This window comes from Chryseobacterium sp. Leaf405, assembly GCF_001425355.1.
Classification (GTDB): Bacteria; Bacteroidota; Bacteroidia; order Flavobacteriales; family Weeksellaceae; genus Chryseobacterium.
Genome location: NZ_LMQN01000015.1, coordinates 1279838 through 1297594, shown reverse-complemented (window position 1 = coordinate 1297594; position 17757 = coordinate 1279838). Strand labels below are relative to the sequence as shown.

15 protein-coding genes and 1 rRNA gene are annotated in these 17757 nt (G+C 34.3%); 1 reads left to right on the top strand and 15 read right to left on the bottom strand.

The window, feature by feature from the left end:
* The 15 genes from ASG22_RS15845 to ASG22_RS15775 all read right to left on the bottom strand — a co-directional run.
* Positions 1-368 (bottom strand): 16S ribosomal RNA (locus ASG22_RS15845); the annotation flags it as partial.
* Positions 369-959: 591 nt separating this feature from the next.
* Entirely contained in the window at positions 960-1646 is a 687-nt protein-coding gene (locus ASG22_RS15840) for a hypothetical protein (protein ID WP_055986728.1), read from the bottom strand.
* 5 nt (positions 1647-1651) lie between these two features.
* Complete coding sequence (gene rfbD / locus ASG22_RS15835) at positions 1652-2515, bottom strand: dTDP-4-dehydrorhamnose reductase (RefSeq protein ID WP_055986725.1); 864 nt, start codon at positions 2513-2515, stop codon at positions 1652-1654.
* Positions 2515-3000, bottom strand: a complete 486-nt coding sequence (locus tag ASG22_RS15830; RefSeq protein ID WP_055986722.1) for an acyl-CoA thioesterase — start codon at positions 2998-3000, stop codon at positions 2515-2517. Before ASG22_RS15830 ends, rfbD begins: the two co-directional genes overlap by 1 nt.
* Positions 3001-3069: 69 nt before the next feature.
* Positions 3070-3573 (bottom strand): OmpH family outer membrane protein, encoded by a 504-nt coding sequence (locus ASG22_RS15825; protein WP_055986719.1) that lies wholly within the window; start codon positions 3571-3573, stop codon positions 3070-3072.
* 61 nt (positions 3574-3634) lie between these two features.
* A complete protein-coding gene (locus ASG22_RS15820) occupies positions 3635-4180 on the bottom strand; it encodes an OmpH family outer membrane protein (RefSeq protein ID WP_055986710.1) in 546 nt (181 codons plus the stop codon).
* Between the two features lie 8 nt (positions 4181-4188).
* Positions 4189-6723 (bottom strand): outer membrane protein assembly factor BamA, encoded by a 2535-nt coding sequence (bamA, locus tag ASG22_RS15815; RefSeq protein WP_055986707.1) that lies wholly within the window; start codon positions 6721-6723, stop codon positions 4189-4191.
* A gap of 28 nt (positions 6724-6751) precedes the next feature.
* Complete coding sequence (gene uppS, locus ASG22_RS15810; protein WP_055986704.1) at positions 6752-7501, bottom strand: polyprenyl diphosphate synthase; 750 nt, start codon at positions 7499-7501, stop codon at positions 6752-6754.
* A 1-nt stretch (position 7502) separates the two neighbouring features.
* Positions 7503-8396, bottom strand: a complete 894-nt coding sequence (locus ASG22_RS15805; protein ID WP_055986701.1) for a DUF6089 family protein — start codon at positions 8394-8396, stop codon at positions 7503-7505.
* A 213-nt stretch (positions 8397-8609) separates the two neighbouring features.
* Positions 8610-11108 carry an exopolysaccharide transport family protein gene (locus ASG22_RS15800; RefSeq protein WP_055986697.1) on the bottom strand — a complete coding sequence of 833 codons (2499 nt, stop codon included), beginning with the start codon at positions 11106-11108 and terminating at the stop codon, positions 8610-8612.
* Between the two features lie 4 nt (positions 11109-11112).
* A complete protein-coding gene (locus tag ASG22_RS15795) occupies positions 11113-11997 on the bottom strand; it encodes a polysaccharide biosynthesis/export family protein (protein WP_055986693.1) in 885 nt (294 codons plus the stop codon).
* Positions 11998-12027: 30 nt separating this feature from the next.
* On the bottom strand, positions 12028-13155 hold the full coding sequence (locus ASG22_RS15790) for a glycosyltransferase family 4 protein (protein ID WP_055986689.1): 1128 nt from the start codon (positions 13153-13155) through the stop codon (positions 12028-12030).
* A 96-nt stretch (positions 13156-13251) separates the two neighbouring features.
* On the bottom strand, positions 13252-14253 hold the full coding sequence (locus ASG22_RS15785) for a glycosyltransferase family 2 protein (protein WP_055986688.1): 1002 nt from the start codon (positions 14251-14253) through the stop codon (positions 13252-13254).
* A 3-nt stretch (positions 14254-14256) separates the two neighbouring features.
* Entirely contained in the window at positions 14257-15327 is a 1071-nt protein-coding gene (locus ASG22_RS15780) for a formimidoylglutamase (protein WP_055986684.1), read from the bottom strand.
* A gap of 145 nt (positions 15328-15472) precedes the next feature.
* Complete coding sequence (locus ASG22_RS15775) at positions 15473-16561, bottom strand: glycoside hydrolase family protein (protein WP_055986683.1); 1089 nt, start codon at positions 16559-16561, stop codon at positions 15473-15475.
* Positions 16562-16749: 188 nt separating this feature from the next.
* Between ASG22_RS15775 and ASG22_RS15770 the strand changes: the two genes are divergently transcribed.
* Entirely contained in the window at positions 16750-17712 is a 963-nt protein-coding gene (locus ASG22_RS15770; RefSeq protein WP_131726205.1) for a hypothetical protein, read from the top strand.
* Positions 17713-17757: the final 45 nt, after the last annotated feature.

Here is a 17757-nt window from a genome sequence, read left to right as displayed (position 1 = left end):
TTGTCCAATATTCCTCACTGCTGCCTCCCGTAGGAGTCTGGTCCGTGTCTCAGTACCAGTGTGGGGGATCACCCTCTCAGGCCCCCTAAAGATCACTGACTTGGTGAGCCGTTACCTCACCAACTATCTAATCTTGCGCGTGCCCATCTCTATCCACCGGAGTTTTCAATATTTAATGATGCCATCAAATATGTTATGGGGTATTAATCTTCCTTTCGAAAGGCTATCCCCCWGATAAAGGCAGGTTGCACACGTGTTCCGCACCCGTACGCCGCTCTCTCTGTCCCGAAAGACAAATACCGCTCGGCTTGCATGTGTTAGGCCTCCCGCTAGCGTTCATCCTGAGCCAGGATCAAACTCTCCATTGTATGTTTGTTCTTGACTCACTCAAAGTTTTTTTACGCTTTAGTTTTTCCTTACTTGGTTGTTATATTGTATGTCAATGATCTTCTTTATCTTCCGCTTTCCTACAGGACGTTTTTTCTGTCGTTTCCGTTCCCGTATTTGCGTGTGCAAAAGTAGTAATTATTTCCTACCCGACCAAATGTTTTTAAAAGAAATTTCTAAAGTTTTTTAACAACCCTAAATTCTTATTTCCCATATTTAGCCTTACTCCTGCGCTACTTCTTAACTTTCGTTTTTCAGTGGGGCAAAGATAGAAACTTTGCATCTTCCCTCCAAACTTATTTAACATAAAATTTATATTCATGTAATATTTAAACTTAACATCCTGAAATGGTGGAACATTAATTTAAAGTAATGTTTGTTAATGAGTGTTAACCAAAAGGAAATAGTAGAATCGGTCATGAAAAAGGCTGCCGATTAATGATAAACTATACGCCATAGCCCAGATTGAAACGGCATCCTTTTAGGCGGCGGGCGGAGCAAAGCGCAGACCGCCGCCTAAAAGATACAGTGGAAAGATGGAAATAGCTCCTGAAAAAGAAAAAAGCAAAGTTTCAATGACTCTGCTTTTCTTTATTATATATAGTACTCAAAAATTCGGCGTAGGATTTTTCTAATCCGATAATGTCGCCGCTTTTTAAATTTAAGCCTCCAACACCGGTATCATCAGATTTTACTTTTAAGGCCGAAATTTGTAGATATTGGTTTAGATTGTTTTCTTTTGGCTGTATTTTTATTGTTGAGCCTAATAATTTCTTAGTCGATATTGTATAAATTTCTCCAGGAACTGTTTTTATTGTCAGATATGATCTTGGCGTAATAACATAATCTTTTTTATTGATGCTAATGGTCTGATCTTTTTCTGAAGAGGCAAATAAATAGAGATTACCAGATTGATTGACCAGCTTCTCTTTGGGAAGATAATATAAAGCCAACCGATAATTTGCAGGATTGAAGCTCTGTGGAGAACCGTCAATTCCTTCAAAAGGCTTAAACGAAAATGTATTGGCTCCAATTTCCTTGGCTTTTTTGTATATTAATGCATAAATTTCTGTGTCTTCATTTGAAAAGCCCTGAACTTCGATTTCACCAAGATAAGTCGCATCTTTTATTTCTTCATTAATTTTATAAAGAAATTTGTCTGTATTTTCATTGGTCTTCTCCACTTTCGTTAGATACACTTTTTGTGCATTACAAAGATGAATCAGAAAAATGAAGGCAATCGTTAATAAATTTTTCATTCTATTTATTGTTTTGAAAGAATTTCAATACATTCTTCTAAGCTGTTTTCCCAATGCTTAGGTTCGATTTTATAAATCTCTTCAATTTTATCCAGACACATGGTACTTCTTTTCGGTCTTTTTGCCGGAGTTGGATATTGTTCAGTTGTCAATTGATTTAATTTAACTGAAGATTTTGAAAACTCAGCTATTTTTTTCGCAAATTGAAACCATGTTGTTTCGGGATAGTTTGAAAAATGGAAAATGCCGAAAGTCTTTTTAGGAGATTCAATGATAGCCATGATTGCTTCTGCCAAATCATTTGCATTGGTTGGTTGCCCGAACTGATCTGCAACAATTCCCAATTCGTCTCTCTGAGAGAAAAGGTTCAGCATTGTTTTCACAAAGTTTTTATTGAATTCGGAATACAGCCAAGAAGTTCTTAAAATAATTGTCTGAAGATTTATATCTAAAGCTAATTCTTCTCCCTTTAATTTTGATTCACCATAAACTCCGATGGGACTTGTAAAATCATCTTCAGAGTAACAAAGATTGGTTTCACCATCGAAAACGTAATCTGTAGAAACATGAATTAAAACTGTTTTATTATCTAAACAGGCCTGAGCAAGATGAGCGACTCCGTCTGCATTTACAGCAAATGCTTTTTCTTTTTCTGTCTCCGCCAAATCAACGGCAGTATAAGCGGATGCATTGATGCAGAAATCAGGTTTATTATCATAGAAAAAACTGTTAACCTGACTTTCATCGGTAATATTCAATGTCTGAGAATCCGTAAAAATGAATTCGTAGGTATTCTCAAAATCGGGAGCAATTTTTCTTATGCAATTTCCTAATTGTCCGTTGGCTCCTATTACTACTATTTTTTTCATTATGAATTTTTTGCGTTTTGCGATCTTAAAAATTTAACTCTTGACTGGAAATCTTTCTGCTCCAATTCTACGTGGAACTTGCGGAATGTTTCTTTAGTTTCTTCAGGATGAACTTCTGATTTTCTGGTTTTAACATTAAAATAGATAACCGTAACCCATAATACAGCATGGATCGTTTTTTCATCCAAACTTTTCATTAAAATCTCCACTTTTGAAACTCTGTCCTGAATTTCGATAGTTTTGCTACTGATAACAACCGATGTATTGTATATTACTTCCTTTAAATAGGCAATTTCATTCTGAATCGCAATCCATGTACAGCCAGTGCGCTTAGTATATTCTTCGTATGTAAACCCGTAAAATGTTTCTACATGATCTTCTCTTGCATTGAACATATATTCAAGATATTTTACATTGTTCAGATGCCCGATCGGATCGCAATCGCTAAATCTAACCTTTACCGTGGTTGAAACTTCTTTTTCCATTTGGCAAAAATAAAAAAAACCACCTCTAAAAGAGATGGTTCGTTTATAAATGTTTGTTAATTTCTAAAATTATTGGATTCCCAATTCTTTTTTAACTGCTGCGGTCGCATCCGGACCACCTTTGAATACAAAAGCAGAAGAATTTGCATCCATTACATAATCGTAACCGTTTGCTTTCGCTACCTTGTTTACAGCTTCGTTCAATTTTTTCTCAATCGGCTCATACGCAGTATCTTGTTTTGCTACGAAATCTTTTTGAGCTTTGTCATTCATCTGCTGAATTTCTTCCTGCATCTTTGCTAATTCAGCTTCTCTTGCTTTGTTTTCTTCAGCAGTTTTTTTAGGAGCTTCTTCAGAATACTGCTTTAATTTAGCTTGTCCTGCATCTGCTTTTTTCTTGATTTCAGCCTGCTTAACATCTAAGTAAGCTTTAAGATCAGTATCCGCTTTTTTCTTTTCAGGCATTACATTAAGAACACCTATAACGTCTAAAGTAGCAATTTTTTGAGCTTTTGCCATACCTACCGATACAACCATCATTACCGCTGCAAATACTACACTTAATTTTTTCATAATTGGTAAATAAATAATTTAATTTGTTTTTAGATCTTTAAAAGTAATAAAAGTTAAACTTTTATTTTTTGGTTTTAGTTTTTTCTTTTTTATCGGTATCTTTTAATAAGATATCTAATACTTTGTCTGAGTAATCGAATCTTTTCTGAAGAAACAGGACATTGTTACTTGTATTATCAAGAACTATACCTATCCCGTTTTTCTCTGCCATCGTCTTAATAGCACCCCAGATCTGATCCTGAAAAGGCTGAACCAAATTGGTTCTCAGCTTTTTAATCTCACCAGTCGCTCCGAAACGTAAACTTGTAGTGGTTTTGACATTTTTCTCCAAATCCATTACTTCTTTTTCTCTCAGTTTTAACTGATCACCAATTAAAAGTACTTTTTCACTTTCGAAAGCCGATCTTTTGCGCTCATACTCAGATTGTAAATTCTGAAGTTCCGACTGCCAAGTATCAATCTGTGAGTTTAGTCTTGCTTCAGCTTCTTTATATTGAGGCATTTTTTCCAAAATATACTGAGTGTCTACAACGCCCACTTTCTGTGCATTGCTAAGACCGAAAAGCAAGAATAATAAGAATGAGAAGAAAAGTCTAACGTTTTTCATAATATGAATTATAATGATTGGTTCATCAAGAAGTGTGTCTTGTTTCCGGAAACCTGACCCGTAATAGTCTTATCAAATCCATAAGCAAAGTCAAACCCGATCAACCCGAATGCTCCCATGTAAACTCTTACACCGACACCAATTGATCTTTTCAACTGGAATGGATTATAATTTCCCCAAGAATTCCACACGTTACCTCCTTCCGCAAACGTTAATGCATAAATTTTTGCAGTTTGGTTCAATGAAATCGGGTATCTTAATTCTAACGTAAATCTGTTATAAATAGTACCTCCACCTTGAGGTGTAATATCTTCAGAAGTTCCACCGTATGTAGAAGCATTTTCATATCCTCTTAAAGGAATAAGCTCTCTACCGTCATATCTACCTCCGAATAAACCTGTACCCCCAACATAGAATCTTTCAAATGGCGGTGCACCAAGATTTTTGTTGTAACCATCCATGAAGCCCATTTCAGCAGAAGATCTCAGTACTAATTTTCCAATGATTTCATTGTAAACATCAGCTTTGAACTTCACTTTATAGAATTCCATCCACTTATATTTTTCCGTCGCACTCATTGTAGAGTAATCTTTATTGCTAAACGCAGAGTACGGCAATGTGAACTTTAAAGATAGATCTAAGTTTGAACCCGTTGTCGGGAAAATTGGATCAATACCCGCTGAGTTACGACTTAATCCTAAGTTGATACTTAAGTTATTTGCTGATCCATAATTTTCAGTAACATCACCAAACTGAAACGGATAGTTCTTAAAGTCATACTTCTGATACTGAAGACCAGTGTATAATGAGAAATAATCATCCGGCCATTTCAATAATCTGTTTAAACCAACTGATGCGGAGAAAATATTTAACTTCTGAGCATTTCCGGAACCATCTGAATATTTTACTCTTGAGTTATTTAAACTTACAGAAAGTGCTGTAGGTCTTGTTCCGAATAACCAAGGTTCTGTAAATGAAACCCCGTAGTTCTGGAAGTACTGTCCAGCCTGTGCCTGAAGAGATAATGTTTGTCCATCACCCTGAGGAACCGGCCTGAAATCTTTAAATTTAAGGAAATTCTTTAATGAGAAGTTATTAAACGTTAATCCCAATGTTCCGATGAAACTGTTACCACCGTAACCAGCCTGTAACTGAACCTGAGAAGAACCTTTCTCTACTAATTTCCAGTGAATATCTACCGTGTTATCCTGCTGATTTGGCTGAATGTCCTGCCCAACCTGCTGAGGATCGAAGAATGTCATACCTGCTAAATCGAAATATGTTCTTTTAATATCACTTTTAGCAAAAAGATTTCCCGGTTTTGTTCTTAAAGCACGAAGAATAACGTGGTCATGAGTTGTTGTATTCCCCTCCCAAGTTACTTTATTCCAAGTTGCTTTTTCACCTTCATTGATACGGATTTCAAGATTGATCTTATCTCCGTTTACCGATTTTTCAACAGGCGTTACGTTTGAGAAAAGGTAACCATTGTTCATGTACATAGACTTGATATCAGAATCATCTTCTTTACCACCGTCTTCACCAACTTTTTTGTTGAAACCTACCGCATCGTAAATATCTCCTTTCTTGTATCCTAAAAGTCTCTGTAAATAATCTGTTGGGTATACTGTATTTCCGGTGAATGTAATATCACCGATATAGTACTGCTTACCTTCATTAAGTTTTACATTAATTTCGTAATTGTTTCTCTTGTTTCTCCAAACTGAGTCTGAAACAATCGTAGCATCTCTATATCCCAAAGAGTTATAGTAGCTGATAAGACTCTGCTTATCTTCCTGATATTTTTCTTCAATGAATTTTGAGGATTTTAAAATACCACCAATACCAAATCTCTTCTGTTTAGTTTCTTTAAAGGCACTTTTTCTCAACTTACGATCCGTAACGGTTTGATTTCCTTCAAACTCAATATGATCGATTTTGATTCTTTTACCTTTATCTACGTTGATTGTCCAATCAACTAAATTAGGATCACCTGCATTTACTTTATCCTCAATTGTGATTTTGGCATCAGCAAATCCTTTTTTGATATAATCTTTAGGCACTTTATTCTTAAGACTTGAAACTAAATTTTGTGTAATTTTTGTTCCGGGCTTAAGATTATTGTCTTTTATTAATTTTTCGTTCTTCGATTTCCCGATTCCTTTGCCTTTAAATTTTACTTCCCCAAGATCTTTCAGATCCTGCAGATAAAATTTCAACACAATAGTTTCGCCTTCAATACTTTGAACGTATACTTCAACCTCAGAAAAAGATTGTGTATCCCAAAGCTTTTTTACGGCATTACTAATTTTTTGTCCCGGAATATCTACCGATTCCCCTTTGGATAAACCTGTAAATCTCAGAATCTGAGCCGGTGTATATTTTTTAACCCCATCTACAACGATGTCTTTCAAGGTATAGGTTCCTTCCTGGTTGCCTGCTTGTACAGCGCTGTTCACCTTTGTGCTGTCCTGCGGTGTTACCTGTCCATAGAAATGTGCAGAAGCAACAAACATGATGATGGGTAATAGTCTAAACTTCATTTTATCGTAGTCTTTCTTTTCTTAATTTTTACTGGATTTTTATCTGCTCTCCGGTTAAGCCAAATCTTCTTTCTTTATTTTGATAATCCACAATACACTGAAAGAAAATATCTTTTGAAAAATCCGGCCATAGAACATTCAAAAACTGCAGTTCTGCGTAGGCGATCTGCCAAAGGAGGAAATTACTGATTCTTGTTTCACCGCTGGTCCTTATCAATAGATCTACCGGCGGGAAATCTTTAGTATATAAATAACTTTCGAATAATTTTTCATCAATATTCTCAGCATCTACTTTACCTTCTTTTACATCTTCGCTGATGCTTTTTACAGCACTCAATATTTCGTTTTGAGAACCATAACTGATTGCCAATACCAGATTACCCTTTGTGTTTTCTTTTGTTAACTCCACCACCCTTAGAAGCTGATCTCTTACGAGTGACGGCAGTTTTTCCAGATTACCAATAACGTGCATTCTTAATCCTTTACTGAAAATTTCTTCCGCTTCCAGCAACAGAGTTTCTACAAGTAAATTCATTAATGTATTTACTTCTTCCGATGGTCTGTTCCAATTTTCCGAAGAAAAGGTATAAAGCGTTAAGTAAGGAATATGTATCTCATTACACGCATTAATGGCATTTCTTACTGCATCAATGGCATTTCTGTGACCGAAGGTTCTTTCTTCGCCACGAGATTTTGCCCACCTACCATTACCATCCATGATGATTGCAACATGCTTTGGTAAATTATCCGGATCTATTTTATCTTTTATCAATGACATCTTAATCACAATAACAAGGAGGTCTTCCGAATGAATAAGTAAGTCCTAAACTTACGGTATTCATCCAATCTTTAGACTTTGTATCTCCTACATTTCTCGCTCCAACAATTGCAGCTTCTCTTTCTTTTGATACTACATAATAAGCATCTGTCTGCAATAAAGAACCACCTGTAACAGGACTTAAAATATCGCTATTATATGATGCCGTTACATCTTTATCCAAGATTTTGCTGTAATCTAACTGATCTGTCAGCGTATATCTGAATGTGGCTTCTGCATAAATAGCCCAGTTATAATTAAATTTATATTTCAGACCGACTCCAAAAGGGAGATGCATAGTCGTTTTCTTACCGGTAGTATATACAGGGGTAGTTGTAAAATCCAATTCGTTAATTGGTGCCTGAGCAACACCGTCTGCATCTCTTCGGAAATCATTTATCATATCAGCTTTAGGAGCATCAAACATTAAGGCTCCTACTCCACCAAAAATATACGGACTTACCATGCCCTTCTGTTCATTGTTCACCGGGAAGAAGTTGTATTCGAAGATTAAACTCGCTTCATATACATTATTTTTCCCGTATGAGTTTCTATTTTTACGGTATTCTTCTTTTGCAACCTTATCACTAAACTGGATCTGGTTATATCCAAGATCTAATCTTACGGTCTGATGGGGATTAAAATTGAATCTATATAAAATACCTCCATAAAACGGAACTCCCCAATCCGACGCTTTACTTAAATCCAATGGCTTTTGTAAAATATAATTCGTTCTTCCTATATCCCCAACTAGGTTACTCATACCTAGACGAACTCCCAGTTCGTTTCTTTGAGCTTTAACACTTACCACAGTTCCTAATGCGGCAAGGAAGCTAAACAATAATTTTCTATTCATAAAAGAATATGGATTTATGGTTATTTTAAAAATTAATTTTTGCAAATATAAAACTTTTTTATATTAATGATAATCTTAATGTTTAGTTAAAAATAAACAAAAAAACATAATTTGTTATAAAGTAAACGATAAACTAGCGAAAATATTCTTTTTTTAATAGATTCTAATTTTTTTGAATACGATAAGCCCCCATTAAATGAGGGCCTAAATGTATTATTTTTTATTGAATATCGACCGTATTTTATTTCTAATTCTTATTAACATAGGCTCCTTATAATTTTTATCTTCATCAAAATATCCATAACCGTACCCATAACCGTATCCATAGCCATACCCGTATCCGTAGCCTTGTTTTGTATTATAGTCATTATATACAAGACCTATATGATCGATTTCCCCGTTATGATATTTTTCTGTAATCATCTTGAGCATATACTTTTCTGTATATTCATGGCGGACAACATAGATATTGGCATCAGAATGTTTCATTAATTCATAAGAATCTGCTACCAAACCAACCGGCGGAGAATCAATAATAATGAAATCATATATCTTTTTAAGCTCTTCGATAAATTTAATATTCCTTTCACTCATTAAAAGCTCAGAAGGGTTTGGCGGAATTGGTCCCGAAGTGGCAACATCAAGATTGGGAATATTTGTTTTATTAATAATCTGATCAATCTCAACTTCTCCTGTAAGATAATTTGAAATACCGAATTTGTTATCAATTTTAAAATCACCGAAAATTTTAGGTTTTCTAAGATCCATCCCCAACAAAACTGTCTTTTTATCACTCAAACCAAGCACTGAAGCCAAATTGATAGAAACATATGTTTTTCCTTCACCACCAATAGAAGACGTTACCAAAATTACTTTACTGCCCTCATTCTCACCGGATAAAAACCTCACATTGGCTCTAATTCCCCTGAATGCTTCCGAAACAGAAGATTTGGGATGTTCCAGAACCGTAAGCATATTCTCGTTGTTGTTGTTTCCGATAACTCCCAATAGAGGAATTTTGGTAGCCTGAATCAACTCTTTAATATTCCTGATTTTATTATCGAGAAATTCTCCCGCTAAAATAAACAGCAATGGTAAGAGTAACAATCCTCCGATAATCGCTGCTTTATTAGCTTGAATATTAGGAGCAATCGGCGGTTGCCCAACATTTTTCGCAGGGTCAATCACACTGATATCAGATTGGTTGGCAGCCATTCTCATCTGAGTTTCGTTCTGTCTGCCTAATAAGCTGTTGTAAGTAGCTTCAATCATATTATAACCACGTTCTGCATCAAGATATTTTCTTTGCTTTTCGGGATAAGAGGCTAAGCCTGCATTGGCATCTGCTACCTTTTGATTAATCTTATTTATTTCATCATAATATCCTTTATAATAATTTCTTAGTGCACCATTCGAACTTACCTTAGCTTCATCAATCAATCTGTTGATTTCTTTCATGGGCTCAGAATTGGGCTTATAAATTAAAGCCATTTCTCTTCTTTTAAGATATAATGCCTTCAATTCTGAAACAGAAGCCGTGAAAAGCCCATCCTGAAAACCAGCCGCAGATGTACTGATCATTTGCTCGAAATTCTGTGTACTGAGACTCTTATTAATTTGGTTTAAAGATGCAACTTTACTTTCAAGATCTGCCTTTTTTGCCTCGAGTTCTTTGATCTCTGTAAGAGACTTTTCATCCCGGTCTTTGATATCATAGAGTTTCTCTGAAGTTTTCATATAATTCAAAACATCAGCGCTAGAATCTAGTTTTTTTCTGATGGCACCCAAATTATTCTGCAGGTAAACATCAGTATTTTTGTCAACCACTATTTTATCCGCAAGTCTTTTTTTCTGTAACTCGCTTACCGATCTGTTCAGGAAATTAACTGTACTATTAAGATTGTACCCTTTTTTGGTAATAATCATAATCGTATTAATCTCTTTATCAAATTCGATTCCTACCGTAGACACAATATCATTCACAGATTGGTTTACAGAAAGGAGATTAACAATAATATTATTTAATTTAATTTTAGTTTCTAATGGGTTTTTAACCAATCTAAACCTTAAATTAGGAGTTGTATACCATTCACCAATTTTTACAATTTTATTTTCAGGTTTTTTAAATGGCTTAATAATATGAAATCCTTCTGATTCATAACTATACAGATTAGGATTTTCTCCTTCTTCAGGCAAAGCTACTTCGTAAGAATTTCCGCTCTTCGGAACCAAAGTAATAGGATAATTAATTTGCTGAAGATGTTTTTTGTCGATCTCCAAAAATACGGGAGAATCATCTTTATCAAGATAAGTAGATTTTATAGCTCCCTGTGTAGAATAATTAACAAAAAGATCAAGCTCTTTCACCAAAAACTCATTATGAGATCTTGAAAGCAACATTTTCTTTAAATAAACTCCATCCTGATTTCCATTTTGTCCCCAGATGAAATTGATGGATTGATTGGGTGTGAAATAACTGGATGTATTATTTGATATACTTAGAGAAAGATTGGAAGCATAAATGTTTTGTGCGTAATATTTACCATATACCCATGAGATGACATAGCCAATAAACAACATAAAAACAAACCAATACCAATTTCTTATCACGCGTCTTAAAAAATGTTCAATATTAAACATAGAGAAAGAGCCGTGTTTTTCCTGCTGAGAATCATTATTATTCTCTACTGTAATGCCTTTTCCTGGAATCATGGTATTAAAGGTTTTTTAGAAGTAGATAAATGGATAATGCCGTTGTAATTACAGAAACACCCGTTATTAAAGTCTGTACAGGATCTTTTCCGAATCCGTTGAGACTTTTTCCTCTGGTATTAAAATATATTTCATCTCCGTTTTGAACATAATAATAAGGAGAATTCATCACATCTTCTCTGGTAAGATCTATTTTGGCAATTTTGATACCTTCGGGTAGCTTTCTGTGGATAACAATATTTTTTCTGTCGATCGTTCTGTTTAGCCCTCCATTTATGGCGAGTGCCTCTGTAATGGTAAGCGTATTTTTATGCGCCACCTTTTCTCCTGTAATCCCCGTAGTTTCTACATCACCAAGCAAGTAATAGGTAATACCATCCGTATTCAGTCTCACTTCAGATTTTCCTTCCTGGAAGTTTTCATTTACTTTTTGCTGAATTTCTTCAGATACTTCTTCAATTGTTCTGCCTTCAGCTTTAATATAGCCAATTCCGAAAACATTGATGTCTCCTTTAGAATCAACTTTTAAACCATTAAAGTAAAAAATGATATTTCCCCCGGTACCAGAGTTTCCTCCATTATTACCACCCATGCCGCCACCTATTCTACTATTTGAGGCAACTGTATTCGTACCCGGCGCTACAGTAGATCCAGATGTATTTAATGAAGAATAAAACTGGGCAGCATCTCCTTTAGGAGTTGTAACAATATTAAGGGTTAAAATATCATTTTTAGTTATTCTATAGATAGGGATATTATAGGGGATCAAGCCTTCTTCATTAATTACCAAACTCTCATTGGGTTGCATATATCGTACATCTTTTGTTGTAACACAAGATGTCGTCACCAAAAGCGGTAATAGAAGGAATAAATACTTACTTTTCATCATATTTTTCAAGTTGTTAATAAAAATAAAAATTCAATTGACAGTCTTTTTATTATTCTTTAAAAGATAAATAATATCTGGTATATAAGCTCCTAAAAAGCCGAGAAACAATATTACAACCAATAATAAATTTATATTTATGTGTCTAAAATAATAAGCTACTGCTACTATAAAAAGATAATACAAAATGATATAAAAGCTTGATCTTCTGTGTGTAAGATTTAGCTTAATTAGTTTGTGATGGATATGATTTTTATCCGCATCGAAAGGTGATTTTTTATTCACTAATCGTATGATAATTACATTCAATGTATCCACAATCGGGAGAATAAGAATAGCTACAGCGACCACCGGTGCAGACTGTAAATGATATTTGGGAACATTCGGGAGCGCCTTGTCAATAAAAATATCAATAAAACAGATAGATGTAAACGCCAGCAAAAAGCCCAACAACATAGAACCGGTATCTCCCATAAATATTTTATTGGTTCTTGAATTGGATAAATTATAATACAAGAATGCCAAAACAGCCCCGATAATGATTACAGACAATACCACCAAAGGATAATTATACTCACCAAGTCTGTAGTAACTAATCCCGAAAAGAGCACTACAAATCACAGAATAACCTCCTGCAAGACCATCAATACCATCTATCAGATTAAATGCATTAATAAGAATAATGAAAGTAACAATACTAAAGATAATACTTACCCAATATTCCAGCTCATAAACTCCGCATATCCCGAAAAGACTTCGTATTCTGATGTCAGACCCTGTTACAATTAATGAAGAAACGATAATTTGCGCCACAAGTTTCTTGTACGCCCTCATCACAACAATATCATCCATTACCCCTATATAAAGGAGAATAACAAGCGATGCAAACAAAAATTTGTATAAATCGAAAAGCTCATAAGCAAAAATCGAGGTACAGATTCCTATGGAATAAAAGATAGCGATTCCCCCAAGATTCGGGATTTTACGAAGATGAGAACTTCTTACACCCGGTTCATCCATTAAGTTTTTTCTTCTGGAAATCTTGATAATGGTAGGAACGGAAAAATAAGTGATTAGAAACGAGAACAGAAAACCAAATCCTACTTTTGCGTAAAAAATAGGAATTCCCGTTTGAGTTAAGAACAATTCAAAATTTTTCATTTTTTTATTCAAGCACTTGATGTTTCTTTAACTTTGAGACTTATCTGCTATGATAATTGTCCTGTTGATACCGAAACATAGTACCTCCATTTGTGTTTATATTATTTTTCTTATCAATTTCTTTTGCCCTGCAAAAAATAAAAGATAAAAAACTTTTTTTTTCAGTGGCAAAGATAACAGATAATTTTTATCAAAACGACTATAATTTAATATATCTTTCATTTTTATATGGCGTTCCTTCATAAAAACCTCCAATTTTTCAGCCATTTCATAAAAAACATCTTTATTTTTCACAAAAGCTAAATACGCCAGAAACGAATAAACACCTTCAAAAACCTGAAAATCCTTCAGTTCTTTTCTTTTTTCAGCATAATGAGATTTCTCAAAAACAGCTTCCACATCTTCTACCGCTTTTAAAATATCAAGTCCTTTTTCCGTGTGAGTTTTGGTAATAGAATCTGTCCGTTCAAGATATTGGTAATGAAAATTTTGTGTCTGTGCCAAAATTTCGCATTCCAACAAAAGCTGAGGAATCAACTGAATATCTTCAAAATGAACTCCTTTTTTAAATCTTTTTCCGTTAAAAAGTTCTTTTTTGAATAATTTATTACAGGCAAAATAACTCAAATCAGAGAAAACTGAAAAATTCTTTTCCAGCCCTATTTTCTCCGGCATATTTGGGATTTGTGTCAGTTTTTGTGTAATATTTCCGTGTTCATCAACTTTTTGAATATTGCAGATTACCATTTTGGCTTGATGTTTTTCGGCAAGATTCACCATTTCTGCAAACATCGTAGGTGTCACATAATCATCGCTGTCTACAAAACCGATATAATCTCCGGTCGCTCTGTCGATTCCGAAATTTCGGGCATCGCTTAAACCACCGTTTTCTTTATAAAAAGGTTTAATTTTTCCAGGAAATTTTCGAGCATAATTCTGAATAATCTGCTTAGAATTGTCTTTACTTCCGTCATTTACCACCAGAATTTCAATATTCTGATACGTCTGATTAATTAAAGAATCGAGGCATTTAGCCAGATAATTTTCAACATTGTAAACGGGAACAATAATGGAAACTCTTGAGGGAACATTTGTCATACATTAAATTTTCGTCAGTCGTGCGCTTAGCCAGCCTTTCTTGGCATCATCAAAATCTTTTCTGGAACAGGGGACACAATTTTCAATATTGTCATCATCCCCGAAATACCAAAGATTACTAAAGGTATCCCGTTTAAAAGCATATTCTCTGTCATCCACCAGTACATAAAATATTTCGTAATGTCTTTCTTTCGGATGAGATCTCTGAATATTGATTCCTTCAATCATGTACCAGATCATTTGTGCAAGAAGCTGGTGATTTAATTGATTTTCAGAATAAATATTATAATTAAAAATACCTACCGATTTCAGGTTTTCGCTTAATCCAATTTCTTTCATGTAGGCGCAAACTTCTCTTCGGTTCAAACCATTCACCTGTGGATTCATAGAAAACGGTTCGCTGAAACTTTCAATCGCATCGCAATTTACCGTTACCAAATCTGCTTTTCTGAAAAACGGCTCTGTCTTTTCTGTAGAATTCATCATTTCCGCCAAACGGATAATATCAAACTCAACTTCCTTGATTAATCTTACAGAATCCGCTTCATTTAAATGTTTCTGATATCCTAAATGATGGTAATTTTTAATTGCAAAATTCTTAGCACCGAAAATTTTACCTAAAAAAGTATATTCGTTGATCTTTTCATCTTGCTTCAAGGAAATAATATTGCTGATCTGAGTATAATTGATACTTTTTGTATAAAGATTCAATGCTGAAAAAAGTGAAAAAGCAAAGTCATTCGAACCACCAATAATCACCGGAATGGCTCTTTTTTGATGACAAGCTGACAACACTTCCTGCAAAATATAATGAGAATCCTGAACCGATTTCCCTGAAACCAAATCGCCCAAGTCTACAATCGGAATTTCAAAATCCAGTTGTGACAATTTATAAAACTCTTTCCGTATTCCTGTAAAATCCTGCACTTCTGCATCGCCGTTTGCCCCTCTGTAATCAGAAACGAACAGAAGAACAATACTGTCTTCTTGTATATCTTTTGTGATCTGATTCCCGATTTGCCAGCTTTCGGTTTTGAAATTTCTGGGTGAAATGATAAAATCTTCAAAATTCATTCTCTCGTTGCAATTTATTGGAATCAAAAGTATTAAAATTAAATTATTTACCAAGCATAAAAAGCCATTTCCCGTGTTTGTTAACGGCTTTGTATTATTATTTTAATATTATTTCTTTTTAAGTCTGCTTTTTGCGTTCAGAAATTTAAACTTTAGATTTTATAATTTCAAACACAAAAGACGTTGATGTTTCAAATGCTCCGCCTTGCGTAGCTCCGAATAAAAATCTCGGCGTTTCGCCATCTTTATCCAACAAAATCATTGGACGTTCCAATCTTCCGAATCGGTTTAAATTTTTTGGAGGAGCGGGCTCATCAACATAACTTTTCATATTGAGATAAGCGATTTCCGGCTGAGTCCATTTCATTCCGTCTTTTGAGGTTAAATGCAACCCATATTCGTGATTAAAAAATCCCATATCTCGGGCAACCATGTTAAAAATCCCTTTCTGTTTCCAAACGAAAGCATCTTCTAATTGAGCGTTATTGGGCAATGAGGAAAAATCAATCACAGGATTTTCTGACACTTTTTTGTAAGGTCCAGTGGGAGAATCTGATTTTGCCAATCCGTATTTTCTATTTCCTCTAATTGGCCCTTTTTGAGTTTCGTATTCTTTGGTATTCCATGATTTATAAAACAGCCAATATTTTCCATCATTTCCTTTTACAAAACCAGGGTTTGTCGTACAATGATCATCCCAAGAACCTTCTTTTCCGGGCAGAAGCAATGGTTGATCTGGTCTTTTCCACTCTCCGTCAAGACTTTTAGCAGTTGCCAATCCAATTCTTTTGGTATTGGTTTTTCCGTTGGAATTTCCCATGAAGAATAACAAATATTCTTTTCCAACTTTTTTAATTAACGGATTGTGACAGGTTGTTGCATCCCAAAAACCTTCTCCTCTTGGAGCTAAAATAACTTGCTTATGTTCAAATTGATCAAACGGAGAATTGGCTTCCGCACGACAAATTTCAGAACCTTTTAGCCAGCCACCCATTCCTTTTTCCTTTTTCCATCTGGAATAAAATAAATGAACTTTCCCATCTTCACCCCAAATCGGCGAACTGCACCAAATGTAATAACCTTCTAATTCCAAAGATCGACCGATGGGTTTCAAATTGAAATATGGCTTTGCTTCTGAAGATAATAAGCTCGTAAATGATGACCCTAAAAACACAGCAGCAATTCCTAAAGCTGAAGTTTGTAGAAATTCTTTGCGGGTGAAAGGTTTTTCCATTGGATTTATTTGAGGACTAATTTAGAAGAAACGAGATTAAGTAGTGTCCTGCGGTTTCGGGGTTAATTTCCAATGCTTAAGTAATACTTCTGAATAGGTTTAAGCAGTAACATTATTACTATATTTGAAACAGTTTTTACTAATTTCGATGCTTACACCAAGAATAAGATCTAAATATCAAACAATTTATGACAACAAGAAAATACATATCGGAATTTGCACTTAATATGCACCTAACACATACAATGATTCTTCAACAAGAAGACTTAAAACGTGTTAGTGAATTTAATTATTTTACAAAAGAAAATCCTTGCCATATATATTTAATTTGTAAAAGACCACGAATTTCAATAGATACAGAAAATTTTATTATAGACAAAGACAAAATAATTTTTACTTTTAAAATTCAAAGGCAAAATACTTTTGAGAATATTAAAATTGAAATACCTAATACTTATAATACAATTGACTTTAAATTAACTTCTGAATATCCTTATAATTATTTTGAGCTAAGGAAAAACGGGGAGATTTTATTAAATGGAAAATCTGCAGTATTTCTTCAAAGTTTTGGATCTAAATTCACAAAATACCTTGATCTTGAAGTTCTATATATCGGGCAATCTTATGGTGTTAAAGGAGCTAGAACTGCACCAGAAAGACTTCAAAGCCACTCAACTCTTCAAGGCATATACTCTGAAGCTATTATTAAAAATCCTGACTGCGAAATTTGGCTTATTCTAACAAGCTTCGAGCAGATACTTTTGACAAGTATGGACGGAAGAATGAGAAGGGATGACGAAGAAAAACAGAAGGATACTGAGCATTTAGAAAGGGTGACAAATGCTGTTTTATATGATGGATTAAAAGAACAACAAGTAATAAACTTTACCGAAGCTGCATTAATAAGATATTTTCAACCTCCTTATAATATTGAATATAAGAATACATTTCCCAATCCAGCACATTCAACATATTCCGAATGTTTTGAGTTAGATATAAACTCTATATGCATCGAAGTAGATACTCAAAACATAAGTTGTAGACTTTTTTCTGATACTATTCCTGCTCATTGGTGGCATATGCATAATTTTTTCCTTCATTCAAACACAGAAAGAAAGAGTATGTTTGAGTATGATAAACCTTTAAAATAAACATTGGTCAATAATTTTTAATTGTTTTTTGAGAGACAACAAAAA

Excerpts from the sequence above, each read along its gene's own strand:
- ASG22_RS15785 (WP_055986688.1), bottom strand. The coding sequence starts at position 14,253 with ATGACAAATGTTCCCTCAAGAGTTTCCATTATTGTTCCCGTTTACAAT.
- ASG22_RS15790 (WP_055986689.1), bottom strand. The coding sequence starts at position 13,155 with ATGAAAAATTTTGAATTGTTCTTAACTCAAACGGGAATTCCTATTTTT.
- rfbD (WP_055986725.1), bottom strand. The coding sequence starts at position 2,515 with ATGAAAAAAATAGTAGTAATAGGAGCCAACGGACAATTAGGAAATTGC.
- ASG22_RS15825 (WP_055986719.1), bottom strand. The coding sequence starts at position 3,573 with ATGAAAAAATTAAGTGTAGTATTTGCAGCGGTAATGATGGTTGTATCG.
- ASG22_RS15795 (WP_055986693.1), bottom strand. The coding sequence starts at position 11,997 with ATGATGAAAAGTAAGTATTTATTCCTTCTATTACCGCTTTTGGTGACG.
- ASG22_RS15840 (WP_055986728.1), bottom strand. The coding sequence starts at position 1,646 with ATGAAAAATTTATTAACGATTGCCTTCATTTTTCTGATTCATCTTTGT.
- ASG22_RS15830 (WP_055986722.1), bottom strand. The coding sequence starts at position 3,000 with ATGGAAAAAGAAGTTTCAACCACGGTAAAGGTTAGATTTAGCGATTGC.
- bamA (WP_055986707.1), bottom strand. The coding sequence starts at position 6,723 with ATGAAGTTTAGACTATTACCCATCATCATGTTTGTTGCTTCTGCACAT.
- uppS (WP_055986704.1), bottom strand. The coding sequence starts at position 7,501 with ATGTCATTGATAAAAGATAAAATAGATCCGGATAATTTACCAAAGCAT.
- ASG22_RS15800 (WP_055986697.1), bottom strand. The coding sequence starts at position 11,108 with ATGATTCCAGGAAAAGGCATTACAGTAGAGAATAATAATGATTCTCAG.
- ASG22_RS15770 (WP_131726205.1), top strand. The coding sequence starts at position 16,750 with ATGACAACAAGAAAATACATATCGGAATTTGCACTTAATATGCACCTA.
- ASG22_RS15820 (WP_055986710.1), bottom strand. The coding sequence starts at position 4,180 with ATGAAAAACGTTAGACTTTTCTTCTCATTCTTATTATTCTTGCTTTTC.
- ASG22_RS15805 (WP_055986701.1), bottom strand. The coding sequence starts at position 8,396 with ATGAATAGAAAATTATTGTTTAGCTTCCTTGCCGCATTAGGAACTGTG.
- ASG22_RS15775 (WP_055986683.1), bottom strand. The coding sequence starts at position 16,561 with ATGGAAAAACCTTTCACCCGCAAAGAATTTCTACAAACTTCAGCTTTA.
- ASG22_RS15780 (WP_055986684.1), bottom strand. The coding sequence starts at position 15,327 with ATGAATTTTGAAGATTTTATCATTTCACCCAGAAATTTCAAAACCGAA.